Origin of the sequence: Limnobacter sp. (assembly GCF_036405155.1) — a bacterium.
Taxonomy (GTDB): Bacteria; Pseudomonadota; Gammaproteobacteria; order Burkholderiales; family Burkholderiaceae_B; genus Limnobacter.
Genome location: NZ_DASWYD010000006.1, coordinates 1 through 19,522, shown reverse-complemented (window position 1 = coordinate 19,522; position 19,522 = coordinate 1). Strand labels below are relative to the sequence as shown.

The 19,522-nt window shown below is 49.2% G+C and carries 10 protein-coding genes; 5 read left to right on the top strand and 5 right to left on the bottom strand.

The features are described 5' to 3' along the window. Positions 1–19: 19 nt before the first annotated feature. A complete protein-coding gene (locus VGE55_RS06460) occupies positions 20–1,723 on the bottom strand; it encodes an adenylate/guanylate cyclase domain-containing protein (RefSeq protein WP_331130893.1) in 1,704 nt (567 codons plus the stop codon). A 220-nt stretch (positions 1,724–1,943) separates the two neighbouring features. On the opposite strand from VGE55_RS06460, the gene VGE55_RS06455 reads away from it, so the two are divergent. From VGE55_RS06455 to VGE55_RS06435, 5 genes are all read left to right on the top strand, one after another. Next, positions 1,944–2,564: a hypothetical protein gene (locus VGE55_RS06455; RefSeq protein ID WP_331130892.1), complete on the top strand. Its 621-nt coding sequence runs from the start codon at positions 1,944–1,946 to the stop codon at positions 2,562–2,564. 24 nt (positions 2,565–2,588) lie between these two features. Beyond that, positions 2,589–4,352 carry a CHAT domain-containing protein gene (locus VGE55_RS06450; protein ID WP_331130891.1) on the top strand — a complete coding sequence of 588 codons (1,764 nt, stop codon included), beginning with the start codon at positions 2,589–2,591 and terminating at the stop codon, positions 4,350–4,352. Between the two features lie 61 nt (positions 4,353–4,413). Next, complete coding sequence (locus tag VGE55_RS06445; protein ID WP_331130890.1) at positions 4,414–5,667, top strand: hypothetical protein; 1,254 nt, start codon at positions 4,414–4,416, stop codon at positions 5,665–5,667. A 374-nt stretch (positions 5,668–6,041) separates the two neighbouring features. Continuing rightward, positions 6,042–7,177, top strand: a protein-coding gene (locus tag VGE55_RS06440; RefSeq protein ID WP_331130889.1) for an IS3 family transposase whose coding sequence is annotated in 2 segments (ribosomal slippage) — positions 6,042–6,300 and positions 6,300–7,177 — 1,137 coding nt in all. Because the reading frame shifts where the segments join, the coding sequence is not laid out codon by codon here. 342 nt (positions 7,178–7,519) lie between these two features. Continuing rightward, positions 7,520–8,644: a DNA methyltransferase gene (locus VGE55_RS06435; RefSeq protein WP_331130888.1), complete on the top strand. Its 1,125-nt coding sequence runs from the start codon at positions 7,520–7,522 to the stop codon at positions 8,642–8,644. A 15-nt stretch (positions 8,645–8,659) separates the two neighbouring features. Here VGE55_RS06435 and VGE55_RS06430 read toward each other — a convergent pair whose 3' ends face one another. The 4 genes from VGE55_RS06430 to VGE55_RS06415 all read right to left on the bottom strand — a co-directional run. Continuing rightward, on the bottom strand, positions 8,660–12,928 hold the full coding sequence (locus VGE55_RS06430) for an ATP-binding protein (protein WP_331130887.1): 4,269 nt from the start codon (positions 12,926–12,928) through the stop codon (positions 8,660–8,662). A gap of 26 nt (positions 12,929–12,954) precedes the next feature. Continuing rightward, positions 12,955–15,657 (bottom strand): TnsA endonuclease N-terminal domain-containing protein, encoded by a 2,703-nt coding sequence (locus VGE55_RS06425; RefSeq protein WP_331130886.1) that lies wholly within the window; start codon positions 15,655–15,657, stop codon positions 12,955–12,957. Continuing rightward, complete coding sequence (locus VGE55_RS06420) at positions 15,647–17,593, bottom strand: site-specific DNA-methyltransferase (protein WP_331130885.1); 1,947 nt, start codon at positions 17,591–17,593, stop codon at positions 15,647–15,649. Before VGE55_RS06420 ends, VGE55_RS06425 begins: the two co-directional genes overlap by 11 nt. After that, a partial coding sequence (locus VGE55_RS06415) for a PD-(D/E)XK nuclease family protein (protein WP_331130884.1) occupies positions 17,593–19,522 on the bottom strand: 1,930 nt, incomplete at its 5' end. The genes VGE55_RS06420 and VGE55_RS06415, both read right to left, overlap by 1 nt.

The following is a 19,522-nucleotide window of genomic DNA, read 5'->3' as shown; positions in this document are numbered from 1 at the left end:
CCCTCCGAATGAGGAATCCCTAAGGCGCTTGTAACCCAATCAGCCTCAGCTCTGGGTGCTTGGGATGAGTGATCGATAATTCAATACCTTCGATCGGCTGTGTTGACAAACTCAAACTCCGTTCATCCACCACGATCGGCCACTTTACAGGGTCGGCGAGGCTCTCGATGTGAGCCGCTCGGTTGGCAGCAAGACCAGTTACAGCAATATCGAAGCGCTTGAGATCCCCTACTTTACCCAGAACGATTTCCCCGGCACTAATACCGATTCGAACTCTGCCCTTGAATTTAACCAGGGTTCCCTGTGTTTCTTGATGAAGCATGGCTAATATTTTTTGCGCGGAAGAGATGGCGTCTTCCAGAGCTGATTCGTAAGTCAATGGCGCCCCAAAATAAGCGAGTAAGCCATCGCCCCTGAAACGTTCAACGCAGCCACGATGGTCATGAACGATGGTTGTACACAACGATAGCAGTTGATTCGTATCACGGAAGACCTGTTCAACAGAATCCTCTTTTGTGGTCTGCGTATGCTCCTTTATATCTAAAACTAAGACTGCAGCATCCTCGTATTTCTTGGTCTTAAAGAATTGCTCTGGATCATCTAAGCAATGGCGAAACACAGCTGGGCTCAGCAATCCTCCCAGTAGATTCTGTATCTGACGTTTGATCATGATTTCTTGCAGCGTTCTTTTTGCACCTAGAAAGAAGGCGCAAGACAATGCTAGTAAAGCTGGCATTACTGCATCAATATAGATTGAAAAATAATTGACAGCTGTCAAGTCAGCCAAAAGCAGTACAGGAACCGCAAACCACAGCCATTTGATACAAGATTGTTTTTTACGCCCCCAAGCGAATAATAAAAGAACAGGCAGAGTCAACAAGTGGATCAATTCTTGATGCGAATCCCAAGCGATTCGATTTTCCAGCAGGGCTTCCGTGTTCAGGGCGTGAACCAGGCCGCCTTTTATGACTGGATGTATCACCCCGTGCTGAGTGGCATGCGAAGACATCATTTCATCTTCTGATGGAAAGTTAGAGCCAATAACCACAATTGTATTTTTGAAGGAAACGCTAGGTGTTGGTGACTCAAGTAACTTGCTAGCAGCAATAGCGTGAACGGATTCTATGCCTCGAGTCAAAATCAAACCCTCTCGTTGCGGCGTCACACCCAATGCCTTGGCAGCCACAGCGGCCATCGATTCCTCGGCGATTGTTGGGCATGGGTCTGATGGGTATCGCTTGAAGTCGCGCAATACTCGGTCGTAGTCTAGGTCCAGGCTCATGCAGCCTCGCCGTAATTCTGGACTTTGCTCAATCGCACGTAGTGTTAGATGACGAAGTTCGCGTCCATCAACGGCCGGTGCAATTCCAAAGATGATTGGAAGCCTCTTGGACAATGTGAGCACCACACTTTCGAAATGATCAGCCGCACCTGGCAACATCTTTTCGAATCGGTTGGGGCTGAACTGATAGTCAACCAGAATCAAAACCGGCTTTTCTTCTGCAATCCGTTGGAGTAGATCCCCCCATTGTTGCAATTGCATGGTCAAAGGGATTTCGGATTGAAGGAATGATTCATCAATCTGCACAAATACCGTTCTGTAGTCGGGCCGATCTTCTGGCTCCCCAGCCAGGTTCGATGTCACTAACAGATCCCGCCAAATGAATTGAATCGTCAGCAACATCACCACAAACAAGGCGGCAGTAATGCTGATATCAATCATCAATCGACTGATTTTTGATGCGACGGATCTGGCGGCTAGCAATGAGCGTGAAAATAAATTAAACAAGATTTGATTTCACAAAATTTAACGAATTCATGGAAATATGCTAGCCCCCTTCTATCGCTGATGCATGTCTAATAGTCGACAGTCAGGATTACACCAGAATGCTTAAATACCAGTACAGAATAACTTGCACGCATCATCCTACAGAGATTTATTCATGCCAATCCGATTTCAATATGTCGTGTCCATAGGGATCTGGTTTTTGGGGATACTGTCGGGTTCGACGCTCGCTGCTGAAAGTTCAGTGACCCCGAATCCAACCGACAATCGTCTCTCAAGCTTTTTCAGCGAGCTTATCCGAAAGAAATCTTCTGTGGGGGGGACGATTCTGCGTGGAGGGAATGCTGACAATGAAGCAGAAGTACGCAGTGATTTTTCAGCTGTCAGATTGGCGGATCAACAGTTCTTCCGTGTTCTTCCCGATACCGCTCGGATTAGATTGACTTGGGAATCTCATCCGGAGCAGCGATGGGATCTCAAAATCGATGGCCAAACATTCAGAATGACTGGTGGCAATGCAGAAGTTGATCTAAGCGGCTTAAGTGATTCAGCTCTTCATTCGTGGCAATTAATATCTAGTCACAACTCAGAACTCGCTATGACAGGGCAGTGGTTTTTCGATCAAGACATTTCGCAGCAAGATGCACTCAAACTTATTGTCCTTATGACAGATTACAAAAGACAACGAAGGTCACAATCTTCCGAATATCTTGAGGTTTGCGAGTGGATGCACGCCGAGAGACTGATCAATTTTAATCAGTGGTGTCTATCAAACTGACTGACACACCAAGAGGCAAACCAAATGTTTACAGGTCTATCCAACACACTCTACGGAACGCTATTAGCTTCGTCGCTGCTGTTTATCTCAAGTCCAATTTTTGCTAACCCTGCCGAAAAGAGTGCGCCGCTACCTATCCAGCCAGCACCTGTTACCAGTCCAGCAGACACAGATTCGTTGGCTCCGTCGATTCAGCTACTTATGCGAGGAAACCAAGCCCGACTGGTCGGCAATATAGACCTTGCTGTGGGTATCTATAACAAAGTTCTAGCATCTGCCATTGAAACAGGTAATTTGAGAGATGTTTGGTTATCCACCAGCAATCTCTTGAGTATCCAAAGCGCTATCAGATCGACTCGTAGCAAAGAGTTGGCAATTGCTTATGGAAAATTGGCTTTATCCGCGTTCAACGAATTATCCGGCGACTTACCCAAGTTGTACGAGCAATCGCCCGGCTTGTTTGAGGAGAATCCAGCGCAGACGTATCAACAACTGGGAATTCAATTGCTTCGATCGGAACGATTTGATGAGGCGGAAGCTGTTCTTCATCACTTAAAGCAACGCGAATTGAATGAGTTGTTAAATGTATCTAACCAAGAACTACTTGACCAGAAATTGAGTCTGCGCGATCAGGAACTTGAACTGTTACTGACAAAGAATCCTTCTGCAGAAGTTGTCTTGCGCAGTCAGTCTGATTCAAAACCTTTGATCAAAAAGGTTTTTCAAACGGCGGCTGTTCAAACGCAAGCAAGACGTCTCCTGGGCAAAGGGACGATCCTTGAGAATCCCAGAGTTGTGCAGCTTCATTACTTTGTAACGGACCGTGAAATTGGTATTTTGTTGAAATCTGGCCAGGATAGCCATGCGAATATCGTCGCCTATCCCAAAAAAAAGCTTGCTCGTCAAATTTCTGAGTTTCGATTGGCAATTACCAATCGGCTCGATACACGGGAAATCTCCTCCGCGCTACGTGAAATTTTGATTAGTTCAGTTGATGATCTGCTGCAACAAATTCACCCCGACACTTTAGCCCTGAACTTAACAGATCGACTGCGCTACATTCCTTTTGCAGCGTTACAAAACAAAGCGGGGAGGTATCTCATACAAGATTATGGCTTGGTTAATGTTGCACCAGCAGCCGGACAAGAGATTAGGCCTTACCGCCGTATAACCTCAATTAATGGGATGGGTTTGCGACAAGCACGGTTAGGGCTCAACGCGTTACCAGGCGTACAGGAAGAGATGGATTCGATCATTCGGTCGAAACGAAATCCAAGTGGCGCAATGCCCGGCATAGTTGCTATGGATGATGAATTTACTTTCGCCCGATTCAAGCAGGCACTGAATGGGGAGCAGAGAGCAGTGCATGTCGCTACGCACTTTAAATTTCAATCTGGGAGCGCGAAGAATAGCTTGTTGTACCTCGGTTACGGTGACCCAGTGAATCTCCAGCAAATCGGCCAGTTAGACTATTCGGCGGTCGACCTATTGACATTATCAGCATGTGACACAGCGACCGGAGGGGAGGTTGATGAGAACGGAATGGAGGTTGAAGGACTTTCAGCTACAGTTTTGAAAGCAGGCGTCCGATCGGTTCTTGGGAGCCTTTGGTCGGTATCCGACAAATCAACAGGCATGCTCATGGCCGAGTTTTATAAACAAATAAGTCGGGGTATAAATACGCCACTTGCCCTACAAAAAGCTCAAATAAAACTGATAGATACATCATCAGAAAATTATAAACATCCTTTTTTTTGGAGCAGTTTTATTATTAACGATAAAACATAGAGATAACCGTTATCAAATTATACTCAATACACGCTACTTTAATTTTCAACAAGGATCACACATGACACTTTATAGAACACTAGGAATGCTTTTAGTTATAGCATCAGCAACAGGATGCTCAACAAACCCCAAAACAAATAACGACATTAGTCCATCAGTTAAAAACTCGGGTTTATATCTAAGCGAAGAAACAATAAAAAAAAGCAACGGAAGCATGGAAATTTTAGATTCAATATGGCTAACACTAACCACTAACGACCATAGAAAACTCTTAATAAGCAATGAAGAAATCACCATGACCCAAGACGCAGTCCGAGACGGCTTACAACGGTTTTGCAGTTACTATAACAATTCTTACAATGAAACCAAAACAGAATTTGGCTGGAACTTAGAATGCAAAGATAGAAAATCCAATCTTGCTGGAACAGTTACAATTGTACGCTACAACACCAACATATCTCCGTATAAAGTCAGCATGGAATTTGAAGTAAATTCACCAGAACGAATTGCAAGAAAACTCGAACAAGAAAAATTGTCTGAGTTAAAAAAACAAAGGCAAACAATTCAAAAGGGCTTAAATGGACCTAGAGGAACGTTATATACAACAGACGGGACATATCGGTTTATCCGAATTGGAACCATGACCGAAACGGACGTAAGATCATATTACATTAACGATAAGGAATATCTTAGCGAGGACTTAGAGTATATTTCTCGAGTTGCACCAAAATCTAGTGATTTCGAATTTAAGGCGAAAGGCAAACCCGCTTCAAAACAAACATGGTATTCACCAGTAGAGAAATTTGTTATTAACGACAAAAAAACAGGTTACATATATGCGAGGGCATTCAATCCAGCAGATATTATAAAAATCGAATTCGACTCAAATCAACCTGAAAAAGATTACAAAATATACCCCACTTCCAGCAATGTTGATTTTTTATCAGAAGACCTCCTAGAAAAATACCGAAACAAAATGATAAATGAGGCTACCATATTAGCCAACAAAAAAGAAACCAAGAACTTACTAAATGCCTTTTCAACACCCGACGGAAATTCGATAGTTTTTGGAGACTCTTCTGAAAGACGAATGTTTAGAGATGACATTAGATATACATTTTCACCGGTTAACTTATGCCGAATCTACCCATCAGCAGAAGTACAAGTAATCATATCCTTAGAAGATACCTGGGCCTGCCGCGAAATACAACGAGAACGAAATATACTTGAGAGGAATGATGCAAGAATTACACCAGAAATACTACCTCTTTATTTCATTCACCTCGTCAAAACACTTCAGCGCAGGGTAAAATAACGATGACGATTCTTTATATTTAATAAAATCTTACTAAAATCAATAATTTATTATATAACCAATAAAGATTTGGTTTTACACTTTCGTAATAGTCGCTCAACCACCTTGCCGCTCGGAATTAGCAGGTAAGGTGGTTTTTTCATTTCATGAAATAATTTAAATTAGTTTCAGATACTAATAATTAAAAATCCAGTGCTATAGGAGATCTTTCACTGATGTGGCCGGCAGCATTCGCTCCAAACGGGTCATTGATGTACTGAGCAGGCTGATCTGAATCGCCCCGAGTTAACTAGACACTCGTTAGCCTCATTTTGGACTACCCCGCCTATCGTGGACAACTCCCGGCTAATATTCGTGCATAGGAGAAAGTCACTATGAGTGGACAAAGGTACACCCCAGAATTTAAAGACGAAGCCGTCAAACAGGTCATTGACCGCGGTTACACAATCGCTGAAGTATCTGAGCGACTGGGTGTTTCATCGCACAGCCTGTACAAATGGGTCAACGCGGTAAAGCCTACAGAGACCGAGCAACAAAGAAATGAGCTGCTTGAAGCCAAAAGCGAAATTTTGAAATTGCGTTCCCAACTTCGGCGTACCGAAGAGGAGCGAGATATTTTAAAAAAGGCCGCAAGGTACTTTGCAAGCCAGCCCGAGTAAAGTACCAATTCATTAACGAGCACCAACACGAGTTTCGTGTGGCCACGATGTGCAGGGTGCTGCGCATTGCCAGGGCTGGATTTTATGCATGGCTTCACAAACCTGTTTCTGACCGTGCGATTGAAGATCACCGATTGTTGGAATTGATTCGGGCTTCTTACTTGGCCAGTCGCGGCGTGTATGGAGCGCGTCGCGTATTTCAAGACATGCGTGAGGCTGGTGAGCTTTGTGGCAAACATCGTGTGGCTAAAATCATGCGAGTCAACCAGATCAAGGCTTTGCGGGGATATAAGGCACCTCGTCCGATTGCTGGCAGGCCCTCCATCATTGCACCGAATCGATTGGAGCGGGAGTTCACGGTCAGTGACCCAGACACAGCCTGGGTCACTGACATTACCTATGTTCGAACTTGGCAGGGCTGGCTTTATTTGGCAGTCGTTGTGGATTTGTATTCACGCAAAGTGGTTGGCTGGTCAATGAAACCATCCTTGAATCGAGAAATTGTTCTTGATGCTTTGCTGATGGCTTTGTGGCGCAGGCGCCCCAAGAGAAAGGTGCTTGTACACTCGGATCAAGGCTCGCAGTACAGCAGTGATGATTGGTTGAGATTTTGTAAAACCCACCAGCTTGAGCCCAGCATGAGTCGACGTGGAAACTGCTGGGACAACGCTGTTGCCGAATCATTTTTTAGCAGTTTGAAAAAGGAGCGAATCAAAAAACGCATCTACAAAACGCGCGATCTCGCCAAGGAAGATATCTTCGATTACATTGAAGCGTTTTACAACCGAACCCGAAGGCATTCCCATCTCGGTGGGGTTAGCCCAGAGGTCTTTGAAGCAGCCTCAAAATGAGGCTCCGGTTTGTCCAAGAAAAGCGGGGTAGTCCAAGTTTAGGTGTCGAACGATCAGATCATCTGAAGCCCTAACATTTATCAGGGATGTTAAACTCCTTCCTGCTCGTAAAGGTGCGAAAGAAGTCGACGGCCCTGTCGAGTCCAACATAATCTCTCCCCCTAGGAAAACCCGGAGCAGCTCAATTTCAATAGAACTTTAGCCTGCAAGGGCATCGCCCCCTAGGTGAAACCTCTGTTTTGAAGGTTGGCTACGCTCAGGTCAAGATTTGTCCCATTTAAGTCTTGGGCCATGTAAACTCACAATTCGCGAGGTCCTGTTAGTAACATAAACATCCAAAACGTGACCCTAGCCTACAATAAAGAAAATGCGCTGAACGCGATATGCCCTTACTTTACGATGTTTCCACTTGAGTATCCCAATCGGGTGCTCAAAAAACATCTTAAGGAAAGTCCAGTTGTGCTCGACCCATTTTGTGGTCGAGGCACAACTCTGTTCTCCGCGCGAAAATCCGGATTATCTGCTTGGGGCATTGATTCCTCCCCTGTCGCTGTTGCAATCGCCAAAGCAAAACTTGCGAGTTGTGACATTGAGGCCCCTCTAGAGCTTGCTGCTGAGTTGATCTCAGAATTCGAACCAGCCAACTTACCTGACACTCCGTTTTTCCGTTCGGCGTACCACCCGTCTACGCTCCTTGATATTTGCGCGCTTCGTGAGGGATTGCTCCGACTCGAGAACGAGACAGACGCATCATCCATTTTGCGGGCTGCCGCACTTGGATGTCTGCATGGCCCTCTTCCGAAACATGTTGAGAACGCGGGCTATTTTTCAAATCAAATGCCAAGGACTTACGCGTCAAAGCCTGACTACGCAGTGAGATTCTGGAGAGAAAGGAATCTTTTAGCACCGAAGGTGGATGTGCTTCGCGTGCTTCGTCGGAAAATCGAACGCTTGGTGGGACTTGAGGAGGCATCACCGTGTTCGATATCTCAAGTCTTGCATGGTGATGCTCAATCGGAAGAGTTATTCCGGTCGCTTGGCACTGCGCCATCGATTGTTATCACATCTCCACCTTATTACGGAATGCGGACGTATGTTCAAGATCAATGGCTAAGAAACTGGTTTCTGGGTGGGACTGATTGCATAGACTACTCAGCTGGACCGCAACTCGATCATGGCGGGCAGCAGGTATTTGCCGCGTCGCTAGGCAAGGTCTGGAAAAACATAGCCACCAGCGCAGAGTCGTCCGAGTCGCTTCACATGTACGTTCGATTCGGAATAATTCCATCCGCGCAGGTGGATGCAAAGAAACTCTTCAAAGCGTCTCTGGTGGAGTCTGGGGTCGATTGGCGCTTGGTGTCTACTCGTTCGGCGAAATCAGCAGATGTCGGCAAGCGGCAAGCAGATCAGATGAAAGCCGAGTCTGCCGCCGCCGTCGAGTTCGATTTTCATGTCGAACGAGCCTAAGTAACCGAGCCAAAATCACTGGTGCCAGCGTACCTCGACATCTCGTGTTGCGCCACCTGCAAAGCTTGCCGCGTGCATTTGGCGCTGATTACAAAATGTTTCAAGGTACGACTTAATAGCTTTGGCTGTCTTTACCGTCTTTTTCTCTGATGGCAAGTGGTATGCAAGCGACTTCGGAAGCACAACAATGCATTTTGCTTCTGCTCGCGAAACTGAAACGTTTATACGTTCCAATTGCAGCAGGAAAAATTCCTCGCCTTCAATGATGTCTACGTCGCCGACACCGAACGAAACGATGATCGTCTGACGCTGCCCGCCTTGAAATTTCTCAACAGTATCAATGGCGTTCGCCATCATGTCGCGACTGACAGTGGGAAACAAATTCATTAACTCATTGAGAATGAGGGCGCGCTGAGCTTTGTGTGGTGTAACAATCCCAACCACCCGCTCGAAAAGTTCGTTTTCAGAAGGCGCTTGATGAACTTTCCCTGACGGCAACGGCTCAAGCTCAACCGACATGGTGCGGTACAGCCCCCATACCAATGCGGCAACCATTTTGGCCTCCTCCGGGTTTGCTTGTGACGCAGTATCATCTTCGTGTATCAGCGTGCAAACCGCTCTATCGGGATCGAGCAATTGTTCCCAAGCAGTCGAAACCGGTAGTGTTGGCGGCAAAGAAGCCAGAGCAGCGGCTCTTGGCGTCACTTCCTTCAACTTAAGGTTCGGGCGAGCAGCTTTCAGCTGGGCCGGATAACCGAGCGTGAGGGCATAGTCAACTATGAATTGATTTGAGCGGTAGTTTTCCAGCAGTTCAAGCTGCGCAAGCTTGAACCTTTCCTTAAGATAAGAATGAATGCTTCCGACCAGATACTCCGACCCAGTCGGAGGATCGAGGCTGGCAATTGGGGGCATCTGCAGTGGGTCCCCAGCAACTACTAGCTGACTCTCCACTTTTAAAGTCGAGATAGGCAATAGAGCAAGAGTAACTGGGACCTGAGAACTTTCATCGATCACGACCATATCGAAAACCGGAGCCAAAACATCGTGAGAGTTTGCGAGAGCTGCAACTTTCTTAGCTGCATGCGCCGATGTTGCAACGAGGGTGATGACACTGGTTGTGTTCAGACTGTTACTCAGATCACTATAGCCAGCTGCAGAAGTTTGCAGCGAAACATTCTGACCATTGATATGTGGCGGTAAACTCGGCGAAGGTGGAAGTTCACGTGATTTTGAATATGCGCGAAAGAAATCACATGTAGCGGAAGGATCTTTAGCCAATAGATCAAGCAAGCGATCAGCCAAGACCTCTACAGCACGGTAATTTGGCCCGGTTACCAGAATCTTTGCCCCTTTCCCTACAGAAATAGCCTCGCGAATAACTGCATGAAGTAATGCTGCGAGGGTATCCGTCTTGCCGGTACCAGGTGGCCCCCATATGAGACTCAGGCACGTTTTTGCGGCCCCTTCTACGGCGCTTACTTGGCTTGTGTTTAAAGGCCTCAATGCAATTTTGCAAGCATCTGCAGCGAGCGCTTTTGCCGCTGCATTCGAACGGTATGCTGCTTTTGAAAGAGTCGGCGCATCCCATAGAACGCGAGAAGCAGTTGTTGGCGCATCAGCTCCAGGCTTGATCGTTTTACCGAATTTTCCAAGTGCACGAACTGCATTCGGATCTGGTTTGGCGTGTTTCGGGTCGCCGATCGCGTCTAGTACTTCTTTTATTTCTTCAGTTCCATCCCAAGGGGCGCCTTTGACCAGGTAGAGCTGTTCGGTCGCAATATTGACGACACCGGGGTTTACCACCGCATTAAAAGTTGATGCTACGCCGTTGTAGGTCGGAGCGATTTCCACCTCAGCCTCACCCGCAGCACGATCAAAAGTCAAAAGCGATGCTTTGATGATTTTGTGCATCGCTGGGCGCAACTCTTGTGGCTGCAGTAAAGGGTCAATGGATGTCAGATTAAGAGAAAATCCGTTCTCAAGAGGAAAGCCTGGGCGGCTAACAACGCCGATGGTGAGGAAGCGGTCAGGGGCATCGAATTTAGCTTCGAGAGAGTCACAGCTCACCTTGAATCGATAGCGATTACCTCCTAGGTTCGCCAGCATATTAGTCAGAACAATCGCTTCGTATCGTGCCTCAAGTTCTTCATGTGACGCACCCAAAGCGGCTCCGGCTTCTGTCGATGCCGTGGCATGTTCCAATAAGCTCCATTGAGCCCATAATTGGGAATCGAAAGCGAGTCCTTTCTTGGTACCGATACCAGATAACTCGAGTCGTTTGGCTTTGCCCTTAAGTGCCGATCTGAAATCTTGATCAAGCTTTGCAACAATTGAATTGAGACTGTAAGCGAGTATCTTCAAGTGGCTGCAATAGCGATCCACCGCCTTTGATAGTGGTAGAGAGTGAGATTTGCCCCATTGGACTACGCCAGATGTATTTGTCCAAATTTCGAATGTGCGCTCACGTGGAATCCCGTTTGACAGGGGCTCAGAGTAAAAGGTATCGACACCAGAGATAGGCGGCAGTTTAGGATGGTGGTACACAGCAACCGTTGCCAGCAATGTGTAGACATGGGCAACAGGTAGGTTCATCGCCCGCTCGACAATATCTTGCACAAAGACAATGGCTGGGGAAATCGCACCGTCGTCTCTTTCGAGAAGATCATCTGACGGGAACAGCCAGGCAAGAGCTCGTTGTTTGCTGTCGGGCAAAGACAGGATTCGTGGAAGATGTCGTCCGAAGGCTTTGCAAAGTTCTTCATACTGTCGGTATTCCCAAAAATAAACCTGGGCGTAAGGTAACTTTGGGTTTGTATTTCCAGGATCTAAATGCTTGGCGGCATCTACTGCGCTGGCGACCAAATCTTCAATGAATTGTTTTAGAACGATCCATTCTGCGTCGTCGGTGTTGCGCTCCACCATGTACGCCACATATTTGAGATGTTTTAGGGCTGCCGAATGCTCATAGGGTGGAAGAACATCCGCACGAAAGCCAATGCCAGTTAACCTCCCGGCAGAGGAATCAAAAGTAACAGCAGCACATGCTCGAAGCTCCACCCCTTTTGCGAGCGAAGTAACCTTGGAAGCTAATCCCGGACTGCTTGTATTGGTAATTAGAGATCCCGCCTTACCCGAAAGACCGTTCCTATGCTTTTTGAGGAACGAGTGCCGAGATAGAGTCGGGTCAGAGGCAGGTAATGCTTGGAGTGAAGCAACGTCCTTTGTGCCATTTGCTTCAAGAACCTTTCTCGCACCTCGCGATAAATTCGCGATTTGACTCAGATGCCCGCAAGCCTTGGTAGAAGGAACACAGTAATGATTGGGGTTGGCGTCATAAAAAGCCTGATCAACTGGCGATAACCAATCGCGATTTCCAAGCCAATCACATGCATTACAGCGGCTACCAACGTGGATATCAACCGCTTGCCACCCGAGTGTGTCGCCACGCGACAAAACACGGGGCACATCTTGAGCAAAGAACTTCTTTACGCTTGGTACAAACTGAAGGAAATCGACGGCTTCGCGTTCGAGATCCTTTCGCAGGGCCGCGATAAGCGCGGGTTTTGGTGTGGTCGGAGCTGCTTTGAAGAGCCCTTCAAACTCCGCGAGGAACGGTGTCGTCCAGAGGTATATTTTTTCGGAAATGTAGTACTTGCCTGTCAATCCGTGATGGACAAGCCAGTTCGAAAGAACCACAGCATAAAGACAAACTTCAGCAGCGTAGCTAGCGTTGCCTTCTGTGACATTCTTCAGGTCGATTACCGATAGCGCTTGCCTCGACTCTGTGGAATCGATGCGTTTCCGACTTCCGTTTGGCAGCACCTCCCAGTCACCCACCACTGGTTGATCCACCAGAATAAGGTCGGGGCGCATACCTGCTAGTACAGGGATGGAGGCTTGATCTGCCGACGAGACACCAAGATTGTTCAGCAGATTTGTCCGGAATGCCTCCGGCTCAATCGCGGGCTGAATGCACAGAGTTGGAGAGGTAACGGTAGGTAGCTCTACTAAGAGATCAATATCGTTAAAACTTGGGGCGTGACGGACATGCCCGCTTAATCTGGCCACAAGCATCTGAAATTGAGCATTCTCAAATGCGTTTCCGGCACCGGTTACTAGCTGCACATTTGGTCTGGATTTCAGCGGTGCGGGCAATCCCGCTGCGGCCATATCCTGTGCGCTCACGTTAAACAACGATAAGTACAGCTCTTTGTCGCACTGCGTACGCAGATATAGCGAGAGCTTGGACTTCGAGAGTTTCTTTTTGGGCAATAAAGTCGCCATTATTGGTTCCCTGAGTTGCGTGCTCTTTAGAGCAACACCCTAAAGTGTCGCTTGTCCGCATCGGACGACTTGAGAATTCGGTATTCCATCCCGCTGGCCACCGCAATTTGCTGCGCGAAGTCTTTCTTTGCCTGCACCACGGCGTCCTCGATCTGATTGTCGGCCTTCACCTCGACGATCACGTACTTCAGGCTGCCATCCGGCTCTTCTCGCTGGAAGATGAAGTCTGGGTAGTAGCTGCGCACGGTGCGTGAGTCGGGATCGATGTACTGAATGAAGAAATCGGACTGGCCGTGGGTCAGCATGCCGGTGAAGTAGATCTTCTTCACCCGCTGCTCGCGCAGCAGATCCCAGAACAACCAGTTCTCTGAGCCAGAGTCGAAGCAGTAGGTGTCGAGGTGGAAGCTCTTTGCACGCTCTTCGTCTTTGATCTGCGCGTCGTGCATCCGGACGATCTTGTCCTTGGCCGCCGACACCTCGTAGTAGCCGGTCGGAGGCAGCTTGATCAGATCGACCTCGTGTTCCTCGGTTTGCTGCGACTCATCCAGGTCGTAGAGCTGGCGGAATAGGCGCGGGATGATCTTGTCGTAGAGCAGTTCGTTGAACTCGTTGATGATGGTCACCAGTTCATCGGTACCTTCTTTCGTGCCATCCAACAGTTCCTCGATCTCCAGCGGGCTGCGATTGAGATAGCGTGACACCTCGGCCACCAGCGATAACGGCGAGAAGGCCCGCTTTTCTCGGCGCGAGGTCAGGTCGAAGGTGCGACTGCCGGAGGCACGCGCCGCGTCGGCGGCAGTCAGGCCGTCCTGCTGCGTTTCGATCAAGCGGTACTTCTCGATCATCTCGCCCCACTTCTGCTTATCTGCCCGCTCGGGCATCAATTCCTGCCCAGCCACCAGTTGCTTCTCGCGCATTTCGTACTGCTTGCGCACTCGCACCAGCTTGATCTTGACGGATGGCTCCACCACGCGCACTTCCACGCGCTCCTTGTCCTTGCCCGTTTTCTGCAGCTCGTCGGCGCTGATGCGGAAGTTTTGCTGCAACTCTTCGTTCAATGTGTTCAGATTGTCATCTGAGAGGAAAACGTGACCTGTATGCTGGGCTTGGCCAATCGCACGCAGGCAGCGCATCGTGGCCTGGAGGACAAATACCTTGGACTTGGGCTCTCGAAATAGTCCAACACCAAACAGCGAGCGACAGTTCCACCCCTCACGGCCCTTGTTGACCAGCAGGATGAACTGCTTCTCCGAGCCTTCTGTATCAAGCCGATTGAACTCGCGGATGTCGTCATTGGTAGTGAGTTTGTCGTCACCTACATTAACCAAGATACGCGAGGTGGGAATGCCGTGTTTTAGCAGCGCCCTCTCCACAGCAGGGCGAAGCTCTCCAGTTAGCTCGTCAATAGTAGCTGCAAAGAATGCCAGCTTTGGCAGTAAGCCTTCCGGGCGAAGCTCGCCGGACTCTTTCAAGAAGCTCTCGATGGCGATGTCGATAAACTCGTCGGTCCGTGTATTCGCATAGCCGTGTAGCGTCACCTTCTTGAGGTAGCCCTTGTCGATGGCCTCTTTCAGGCCGTAGGCATAGACGACTTCCGGCAACACCTCGCGCCCTACATAAGGCGTACCGGTGTAGTTATAGCAGGCCACAACTCGCGTACCCGCAGCGTTCAGGCTAGCGGCCAAAACGTCGATGGTGGTGCGCAAGCTGGTATCCGTTTCCTTCGCTCCTACGCCCATGTCCTTGGCCAGCGCCTTACCGAAGGCGTGGTGTGCCTCGTCCACAAAGATACCTAACTGTTCCAGGCGGCGCAGCTTTTCAAAGCGCTGGTTGGTGGTCAGCTCTCCCTCTTCCTCGGGCTGATCGAAGTTATAGAGGTCAGCGGCATCGGCGTAGACACCAGTAGCGGCGACAGTTTCACCGGTCGCGCCGAACAGCTTGTCGACGGATGTCTTGTCTTTGTGCTGGCGCTTAAGGATGATCTTTTGTGTATTGGAGACAATGATGTTGAAGCGCGAACGATCCAATGTATCCAGCGAAGTGCCCGCCTCTTCTAGATAGTGAAAACGCAAGTGCGTCGTCAAGAAGTTGACGTACTCCGGAGGCACAACGCGGGTCAAATCAAACGCCTCGATCTCCTTCAACGACTGCAATACCGTCTTATCCGGCGCAAACACCAGAGCGTTGTGACAATAGCGTGCGTCCTTTTCAAATTTATTGCCTAGCAAAAACTCGTAGAAGACACACGTCGCCATCAGAATGGTTTTGCCCGTGCCCATCGTCAGCGCGAAGATGTAGTTCGGGTAGGCGCGCGAGTTCTTGCGCATCTTTTCGAACAAGAGCTTGTACGAACTCAGCTCAAGCTCGTCAGACTCCCCAAACGAGAACATCTCCTGACCTGCAGTCCCCAAGAAAGAGCCAAACTTGCGGCCTTCGAATCGGCCACTACGCTCGTACCAAGTCTTGAAGATCTCCTCGACCTTAGCGTTGTCAAGAAACTCCTTGAGAAAAATATATGTTTCCAGCGCTTCGAACTGTGGCTGGCGCAGGAAGGCCTTGGGGTTCTTCTCTGGGTTATTAAAGTCGAGGAACTTGCGCGTCAGCTCCTTGTAGTGCGTTCGGATAGTCCCCCTGTTGTCCTTGTAGAACTGCCACAGGAAGCGGAAGAACGCGAAATCAAGCGACGCGCCGGCCGTGTTGGCCTTTGCAGTCGCGCGCTTAGTCGCCATTGCTGACGCTCCCTTCCCAAGACTCCGACAGCAGGTCGGTGATTTTCACGCGGATCGTGGCTGCATCATCGGGCACCGTGTACACGCCCTTGACCATATCGTTCTTGCCGGGAATATCTACCACAGTCGGCTGTAGCACCGCGCCGTCGAAGTTCCAATCGATCAGAACCGACTCTACCAACTCCCTCCAGTCTTCGACTGACTCCTTCTGCAGCGATAGCTTCTGCAGCAAGTTCATCGGGTAAAACTTCTCGATGACCAGCTCGCTATCCTTGATGGAAACCTTGGCTTGCGAGTCGCGCTTGAATTCCAGATCGGCCTTGTCGCGCAGGATGTCCACCACCTCCACGTCGATCTTGAAGGGCTTGGCGGAAAACTCCAATTGCGCGGCCAAGTCCGGCTCGTGTCCCATGCAGACGAGGGCGATCTTCTCAACCGGGCGGTTCGGGGACTCGTGCTGCTTACGCTCCCACGCCTTGTAATCGAATCCGGCGATCAATTCGTTCAGATCTGCGCGCGTGGCGATCCGATTGACGGGCATGATCTTGACCATGCGCCCGTCCTTCTCGCCGTCGAACACGGTGCTGAATTCCAGCTTCTGTACCTCTAGCGCCTCAATCAACAGCTCCTTGGCCTGAATGGGGTTGCGGAAGACGTCGTAATGGTTGACGTTGTGCAACTCGAAGCCGGTAAAGCAATTAAAAGCAGCTTCCAGCCCTTTTTGGCGAAGGCTATCAGCAACACCGATCAGACGCTTAGTGGTCGTCTGGATTGCACCAAGGTTGATATCTGCGCCGATGAAGCGGCGGCCTAGTTTCATGGCAACAGCTTGTGTAGTCCCAGAACCCATGAAGCAGTCGAAGACAAGGCCGCCGGAAGGGCAGGACGCAGAAATGATTCGCTCAAGTAAGCGCTCTGGCTTCTGCGTTGGATAATCAAGTCGCTCCGCGGCGACAGGGTTAACAGGTGGAATATCAATCCAGAGATTTTGGATTGGGCTTCCTTTCCATTCGTCCAAGTATTGCTTTCGTTGAATTCGGCCTGTTGGCTTTTCTGGAAATACAAGTCGGCCCTCGGCGTCCAGGCGCTTCATCGTGTCAGGAGAAACTGACCAACCGTTAGGTGGACTCTGAATTCCTTTGTACTCATAGACAAGCGTTGGGCTGTACGATGGGCTTAGCAAAGGACTAAGGCGATAGCGACGCCCGTCCGAATCAATATTCGAGAAGCGCTCTTCGACATAGTCCTCCTGTCCTTCTTTTACCAGCGGAGTATCAAAGAAGTAATCAGAGCTCTTCGAATAGAAAAGTATCGTGTCGGTCGCAGCGCCATACTGCTTGCTTTGCGCAAGAACTCCACCTCGTCTCTTCCATACGATTTCATTTCTAAATGACTCTGGCCCAAATACTTCATCAAGAACACACCTGATGTGATGCGATCTATGCCAGTCACAATGAACGTAAATGGATCCTGTTGGAGATAGCAGCTCCCTCAGTATGCAAAGTCTTTCATACATGAATTGCAGGTACTCATCATTCGACCAAATATCGCCGTACTGCTTTTCTTCGAAAGAATTTTGATTTGACTCTGCGACATTGCCTTTAATGCGCACACGCCGCTTGTACTCAGCTTTTGAGTCATATGGTGGGTCGATATAAATCAAATCGACCTTGCCCCGGAACTCCTTGAGTAGGTGACTCATCACCTGCAGGTTGTCACCCCAGAAAATCTTGTTACGCCAGCCATCTACCTCTTCGCCATGGACTTCCTTCAACTGCGCCGGGTAATACTGCGTCGAGGTAAACGGACGCTTGCCACGCCAGTTCAACATTGGGTAGCCTTTGATCGGCTCGAATTCGTATTTTTCGACGTTGGTGGTAGCGCCATCGGGAGTTGCTAGCTGCAGGTTCACTTGCGCAGACGTGTTCTGTCTCATCAGTCGTTTTTCCTAAATTTCCAATTCTTGTTGTCGCAGTAAGCACGCAAATCGCACTCTAAGCAACGCTTCGCTGGGCGTGCCGGAATTTGGTAATCCTGCTGCTCAATGCGCGCCACAATGTCATCGAACCGAGCGATAGTTTTTCCGATAGCCCGATCGTCCTTGGTAAAGGACACATAGGGGTTCCCCCCATCCTCCCCCGTGTAGTACAGATGCATCCGGCTGACCTTCTGACCAGTGCGTTCTTCCACCAGGTGGGCATAGACCTCAAGTTGGCTCTGGTACTGGCGTAGGCGTTCTCGGTCCTTCTCCATGTCGGGCTTCTTCTCCGACTTGAAGTCGATAATCTCCACCGTATCATTCTCGCCTCTGATCAGATCAACACTGCCCTTCAAGATGTACTGATCCTTGATAAGGGAGATCTCAACTTCAGCCTCTTTGATGCGGTCCCAATTGCCTTTTTCACGGCCGTAATAGCCTAGGACGTGTTTTTCCACAGCCTTCAGCGTTTGCGGGGCAAGGTATTGCCGTTCCCGTTTTGAGAGGTACTGGTAGTTAACGCTTAACCAAGACTGAATCTGGTCGACCGTGACAATCTTCTCTTCCCCTCGCAGGACTGCCTTATGGATGTCCTCGATAGTTTGGTGGACGAGGGTACCGAACAACTGGGCACCTGCACGGATCGGGTTGAACTCCAGCTCTTTGAAGAATCGATACTGCTCGGCGCAGTTCTCAAACACGGTGATGTGGGAAGTGAACGAGTATTCGCGCTTGAGATTGATCTGCTTAACGTCTTCGTAGGTCAGCGCAGATAGATCAACGTCACGCCAGTTTGGCAGCTCGTAAAAAAGACGATCAAAATACTTCGATGGTGACCTGCCACGTCCCTGCCTCTCCTGCGCAGCCAACACCAGCAGGTTCTGCGCGCGTGAGAAGGCGGTATAAAACAGCCGCCAGAAGTCGAAGTTTTTGATGTGGTTAAGCGGCTCAAATCGTTCTTTTGAAAGATAGCCGCCATCCTCCAACAACACATCTAGCCCTCCATACTGCTTGCGAGGTACCGCCTCCAGTGAACCGCAAACCACAACCGGGAACTCCAGACCCTTGGACTGGTGGATCGTAAGGAAGGAAATACACCCCTTGGGTGCGTATTCGGCCTCATCTTCGTATTCACCAATACCGCCGTCATTCAGGAAGCGCAGAAACTGGTTGAACAGGTCGCACAGGTTCTTTTCCAGAAACTCTGGATTGAGCACGCTGACGTAATGCAGATACTCGAACTTTGTCAGCAGCTTGGAGAAGGTGCCAAGGTTACGCGCTGCACGGCCTTTATCGACCCCTTGTACGGCCTCTTCGGTAAGGAAGCGGGAGAACAACGGAAACTGCAGCAGTTCATAGAACAGGCCCGAGAAAGCGTAGTCAGTGTTCTGAGAAAGTACTAGGTGGCGCTTGGCCAGCGGGCGGGCCCAATCCAAAAGGGACTTATTCTCCGGTTTACGCAGCTCGTCCGTGAAAGCCTTGAAGCACAACTGATCGTAGTAGTCCCAGATAGGCAGCGTGACGCCTTCAGCCCACACCCGAACCTTGGAAAACTGAGGAAACAAGAAGATCAGTGCCCCGATCATCAGGCGAATCTCCTCACGCTCGAAGAACATATTCGAGCGTGGCGAAAACACCGGAATTCCACTTTTCTCAAGGGAGCGCGCAAGCGCTACGACCTTATCGTTCTTAACTGAGCGGAACAGAAATGCGACCTGATTCCAGTCCGCAAGCCGACCGGATGCCTTTAGTCCGTTGAGGAAGGCCAATACCTCTGCATGCCAGTTTGTGGTGTCGTCTTTATCATCACTGGCAGCCAACCGAACCGTCGTTGGCAAATTGGGAAACTCGTCCTCACGTGGAACAATCTGCTTGGCAAAGCGGAAC